Source organism: Mesorhizobium sp. M2A.F.Ca.ET.037.01.1.1, assembly GCF_003998075.1.
Classification (GTDB): domain Bacteria; phylum Pseudomonadota; class Alphaproteobacteria; order Rhizobiales; family Rhizobiaceae; genus Mesorhizobium.
Map to the genome: position 1 here is coordinate 1 of NZ_RZSA01000506.1, position 4,769 is coordinate 4,769.

Consider the following 4,769-nt stretch of genomic DNA (forward strand, 5'->3'; position numbering starts at 1 on the left):
ACGCCGATCTCACCGACGCGGCGCGGCGTATCGCGGCGCCGACGCTTTGCATTGTCGGCGATCAGGACGGCTCGACGCCACCCGACCTCGTCCGCTCATTAGCCGGCCTGATCCCCGGCGCGCGTTTCGAGGTGATCCGCGATGCCGCGCATATCCCGTGCATCGAGCAGCCCGAAGCGCTCGTCACCTTGATCCGCGATTTCGTCGCCTCGTTGCCGGAGGGAAAGTCTGCTCATGGATGATGTCACGAAGAACCGCTACCGGACCGGTCTCGAGGTCCGGCGCTCCGTGCTCGGCGATCCCCATGTCGACCGCGCCGAGGATACCGCCACGGATTTCGACCGGCCGTTCCAGCAACTGATCACCGAAGCTGCCTGGGGAACGGTGTGGGCACGGCCCAACTGGTCAAAGCGCGAGCGCTCGATCGTGACGCTGGCGCTGCTTGCGGCACTCGGCCATGACGAGGAAGTCGCCATGCATGTGCGCGCCACCGCCAATACAGGCGCCACGCGAGACGACATCTGCGAGGCCTTCCTGCATGTCGCGATCTATGCCGGCGTGCCGGCCGCCAATCGCGCCTTCAAGATCGCCAAGGAAGTGTTCGCGCAGATGGACGGAGCCAAGGCCGCCCATGGCTGAGTCCGGCTCCAACCGCGCGCCGGAAACCGGCGCCTTCTTCCAGCGCGACCGCCAGTGGCACCCGCCGGCCTTCACGCCGAACTACAAGAGCTCGGTGCTGCGCTCGCCGCAGAAAGCGCTGCTATCGTTCGACAACACGCTGTCGGAACTGACCGGCCCGGTGTTCGGGCACGCGATGCTGGGCGAGCTCGACAGCGACCTGATCCACAATTTCGCCAGGCCCGGCGAGAGCGCCATCGGCGAGCGCATCATCGTCCATGGACGCGTTCTCGACGAGCGCGGCAAGAGCGTGCCCGGCGTGCTGCTCGAATTCTGGCAGGCCAATGCGGGCGGCCGCTACCGTCACAAGAAGGACGGCTATCTCGCGCCGCTCGATCCGAATTTCGGCGGCTGCGGCCGCACGATCACCGGCGAGGATGGCGGCTATGCCTTTCGCACCGTCAGGCCCGGACCCTATCCGTGGCCGAACGGTCCGAACGACTGGCGGCCGGCGCATATCCATTTTTCAGTGTTCGGCCACGGCTTCGCGCAGCGGCTGATCACGCAGATGTATTTCGAAGGCGATCCGCTGATCTGGCGTTGCCCGATCGTCGGCGGCATTTCCAACAAGGCCGCGGTCGAGGCGCTGATCGCCGCGCTCGACACGCAGTCGACCATCCCGATGGATGCGCTCGCCTACAAGTTCGACATCGTGCTGCGCGGGCGCCGCTCGACGCTGTTCGAGAACAGGCCGGAGGGCAATTGATGGCGCAGTCGCTCGACCAACTGAAGGAGAGCCCTTCGCAGACCGCCGGCCCTTATGTGCATATCGGGCTGACGCCGAATTTCTGCGGCATCGGCGGCGTCTATGCGAGCGACCTCGGCTCGACGATGCTCAACGATGAGACCAAGGGCGAGCGCATCGATCTCCGAATCCGAGTGCTCGACGGTACCGGCACGCCTCTCAAGGATGCGCTGATCGAGATCTGGCAGGCGGATGCCAGCGGGCTTTACAACTCGCCCGCGGAGATGCGCGGCGCGGCCGACCCGAATTTCCTTGGCTGGGGCCGGCAGCCGACCGACATGGAAACAGGTATCTGCCGGTTCCAGACAATCAAACCGGGCCGCGTGCCGTTTCGCGACGGCCGGCTGATGGCGCCGCACATCACGCTGTGGATCGTGGCGCGCGGCATCAATACCGGCCTGCACACCCGGCTCTATTTTGCGGACGAGGAAAAGGCAAATGCCGAGGATCCGATCCTTGCCCGCATCGAGCATCGCTTGCGCGTGCCGACGCTGATCGCCGAACGCCAGGGCGATACTTACGTCTTCGACATCCACTTGCAGGGCGAAAAGGAGACGGTCTTCTTCGACAGCTGACCGTGGCCGCCATGACCGTTTCGCCCTTCGATCATCCGCTGCTTTCCGGCCTGCTCGGCGACGAGGAGGCGGCGCGGCATTTCTCCCTGGAAGCGGACCTCGATGCGATGCTCACCTTCGAGCGGGCACTGGCTGAAGCCGAGGCTGAACACGGCGTCATCCCACGCGATGTCGCGGTCGCGATCGTGAAGGCGCTGGCGTCGTTCCGGCCGGACACGGCCAAGCTGAGGGCCGGCGTCGCCAGGGACGGCGTGGTGGTGCCGGAATTGGTTGGGCAAGTCAAAGCTGCAGTCGGCGCTCCGCACGACGCATATGTGCATTTCGGCGCCACCAGCCAGGATGTCGTCGACACCTCGCTGATGCTGCGCCTGCGGCAGGCCGTCGACCATATCGGCCTGCTGCTTGGCGAGAATGTTGTGCGCCTCACCGGCCTCGAGCTCGAGTTCGGAGAACGTCAGTTCATGGCGACGACGCGCATGCAGCCGGCGATCCCGATCACGGTGACCAATCGGACTGCTTCCTGGAGGGCGCCGCTCGAGCGTCACCAGCAGCGCCTTGCCGAAATATCCGGCGGTCTGCTGGCGCTGCAGTTCGGCGGCGCCGCCGGCACGCTGGAAAAACTCGGCGACAAGGCCACGGCCGTTCGCGCCGCGCTTGCCGCGAAGCTCGGTCTTGCCGATACGCCGCAATGGCACAGCCAGCGCGACGCGCTCGCCGAGTTCGCATCCTGGCTTTCGCTCGTTACCGGCAGCCTCGGCAAATTCGGGCAGGATGTCGCGCTGATGGCGGAGGTTGGCTCCGACATCAAGCTTTCCGGCGGGGGTGGCTCATCGGCCATGCCGCACAAGCAGAATCCGGTGAAGGCGGAAGCGCTGGTGGCGCTGGCGCGCTTCAATGCCGTTCAGCTCTCCGGCATGCATCAGGCGCTGGTGCATGAGCAGGAGCGCTCGGGTGCGGCCTGGACACTGGAGTGGCTGATCCTGCCGCAAATGGTGGTGGCGACCGCCGCCGCGCTCAGGCTCGCAGCCGAGCTGACCGCGCAGATCGAGAGCCTGGGTCACTGATGCGCACGCAGGTGGTCATCGTTGGCTCCGGGCCGTCCGGCCTGCTGCTCGGCCAGTTGCTCGCCACCGTTGGTGTCGAGACGATCATCCTCGAGCGATCCAGCCGCGAGCATGTGCTCGGACGTGTGCGCGCCGGCGTGCTCGAACAGGGCACGGTCGACCTGCTCGGCGAGGCGGGCGCCGCGGACAGGCTGCATGCCCAGGGCCTGCCGCATGAAGGCATCTCGCTCGCCTTCGACGGCCGCGCGCATCGCATCGACATGAGCGCGCTCACCGGCGGCAAGCATGTCACCGTCTATGGCCAGACCGAGGTGACGCTCGATCTGATGCAGAAGCGCGAAGCGTCGGGGCTCCAGACCGTGTTCGAAACGTCGAATGTCGCGCTGCATCATTTCGATGGCACGTCGGCCTTCGTCACCTACGAGAAGGATGGCGCGACGCATCGCATCGATTGCGACTTCATTGCCGGGTGCGACGGCTATCACGGTGTCAGCCGCAGGTCAGTGCCGGACGGCGCGCTGAAGACGTTCGAGCGCCAGTATCCGTTCGGTTGGCTGGGCGTGCTGGCCGAGGTGCCGCCGGCCGATCGCGAACTGGTCTATGCCAATCACGAGCGAGGGTTCGCGCTCTGCTCGATGCGGTCGCCGCAGCGCAGCCGCTACTATGTGCAAGTTCCCGCCGGTGAGCGCGTCGAGGACTGGTCGGACGACCGCTTCTGGGATGAGCTGCGCAGCCGCCTGCCGGCGCAGATTGCGGCCGCGGTCACCACCGGGCCGTCCTTCGAGAAGTCGATCGCGCCGCTGCGTTCCTTCGTCGCCGAGCCGATGCGCTTCGGAAAACTGTTCCTGGTCGGCGATGCTGCGCATATCGTGCCGCCGACCGGCGCGAAGGGCCTGAACCTCGCTGCCAGCGACGTGGGCTATCTGTTTGCCGGGCTTCGTGAATTCTACCGCGAGAGGTCGGAGGCCGGGCTCGACGCCTATTCGGCCAAGGCTTTGGCGCGCGTGTGGAAAGCGGTGCGCTTTTCCTGGTGGATGACGACGATCCTGCATCGCTTCCCCGAGACGGGGGAGTTCGGCCAGCGCATCCAGGAAGCCGAGCTCGATTACCTGGTGCATTCCAGAGCGGCATCGACGGCGCTTGCCGAGAATTACGTCGGGTTGCCTTATTGATCTGCCTGAGCGGTCAAACCCGCTCCAGCGCGATCGCGATACCCTGGCCGACGCCGATACACATGGTGGCCAAGGCCAGCTTGCCGCCGCGCTCGCTGAGTTCGAGTGCCGCCGTCCCGGTGATGCGCGCGCCGGACATGCCGAGCGGATGACCGAGCGCGATCGCGCCGCCGTTCGGGTTGACGTGCGCAGCGTCCTCGGCGATGCCGAGTTGGCGGAGCACGGCAATGCCTTGGGAGGCGAAGGCCTCGTTCAACTCGAAGACGTCGAACTGTTCGGGCGTCAGGCCGAGGCGGGCGCACAGCTTCTTCGTGGCCGGGGCCGGTCCGATGCCCATGATGCGCGGCGCCACACCGGCGACGGCACCGCCGAGGATACGGGCGATCGGCGTCAGCCCATACTTCTTCGCCGCTGCCTCGGACGCAATGATGAGGGCGGCCGCGCCGTCATTGACGCCGGAAGCGTTGCCGGCGGTGACCGTGCCGCCCTGGCGGAACGGCGTCGGCAGTTTGGCCAGCGCCTCGATGGTGGTGCC

At 66.4% G+C, this 4,769-nt stretch carries 6 protein-coding genes and 1 pseudogene; 6 read left to right on the plus strand and 1 reads right to left on the minus strand.

What is annotated here, in order from left to right; translation table 11 throughout:
- From EOA27_RS22605 to pobA, 6 genes are all read left to right on the plus strand, one after another.
- Window positions 1-242 (plus strand): alpha/beta fold hydrolase (locus EOA27_RS22605; RefSeq protein WP_127257225.1); only part of this gene is annotated, 242 nt, incomplete at its 5' end.
- The gene (pcaC, locus tag EOA27_RS22610; protein WP_126081871.1) at window positions 235-639 is read left to right on the plus strand and encodes a 4-carboxymuconolactone decarboxylase; all 405 of its coding nucleotides are present in this window, start codon (window positions 235-237) and stop codon (window positions 637-639) included. The genes EOA27_RS22605 and pcaC, both read left to right, overlap by 8 nt.
- Window positions 632-1,384: a protocatechuate 3,4-dioxygenase subunit beta gene (gene pcaH, locus EOA27_RS22615; RefSeq protein WP_126081872.1), complete on the plus strand. Its 753-nt coding sequence runs from the start codon at window positions 632-634 to the stop codon at window positions 1,382-1,384. Before pcaC ends, pcaH begins: the two co-directional genes overlap by 8 nt.
- Window positions 1,384-1,998, plus strand: a complete 615-nt coding sequence (gene pcaG, locus EOA27_RS22620; RefSeq protein WP_126081873.1) for a protocatechuate 3,4-dioxygenase subunit alpha — start codon at window positions 1,384-1,386, stop codon at window positions 1,996-1,998. Before pcaH ends, pcaG begins: the two co-directional genes overlap by 1 nt.
- An 11-nt stretch (window positions 1,999-2,009) precedes the next feature.
- Window positions 2,010-3,062, plus strand: a complete 1,053-nt coding sequence (locus EOA27_RS22625; protein ID WP_126083749.1) for a 3-carboxy-cis,cis-muconate cycloisomerase — start codon at window positions 2,010-2,012, stop codon at window positions 3,060-3,062.
- Window positions 3,062-4,234, plus strand: coding sequence for a 4-hydroxybenzoate 3-monooxygenase (gene pobA / locus EOA27_RS22630; RefSeq protein ID WP_126081874.1), 1,173 nt, complete (start codon window positions 3,062-3,064; stop codon window positions 4,232-4,234). The genes EOA27_RS22625 and pobA overlap by 1 nt, the downstream gene beginning before the upstream one ends.
- A gap of 13 nt (window positions 4,235-4,247) precedes the next feature.
- Here the strand turns inward: pobA and EOA27_RS22635 are convergent.
- Window positions 4,248-4,769 (minus strand): annotated as a pseudogene (locus EOA27_RS22635) (3-oxoadipyl-CoA thiolase); the annotation flags it as partial.

Coding starts and splice junctions, on each gene's coding strand:
- pobA (WP_126081874.1), top strand. CDS start 3,062: ATGCGCACGCAGGTGGTCATCGTTGGCTCCGGGCCGTCCGGCCTGCTG.
- EOA27_RS22625 (WP_126083749.1), top strand. CDS start 2,010: ATGACCGTTTCGCCCTTCGATCATCCGCTGCTTTCCGGCCTGCTCGGC.
- pcaC (WP_126081871.1), top strand. CDS start 235: ATGGATGATGTCACGAAGAACCGCTACCGGACCGGTCTCGAGGTCCGG.
- pcaG (WP_126081873.1), top strand. CDS start 1,384: ATGGCGCAGTCGCTCGACCAACTGAAGGAGAGCCCTTCGCAGACCGCC.
- pcaH (WP_126081872.1), top strand. CDS start 632: ATGGCTGAGTCCGGCTCCAACCGCGCGCCGGAAACCGGCGCCTTCTTC.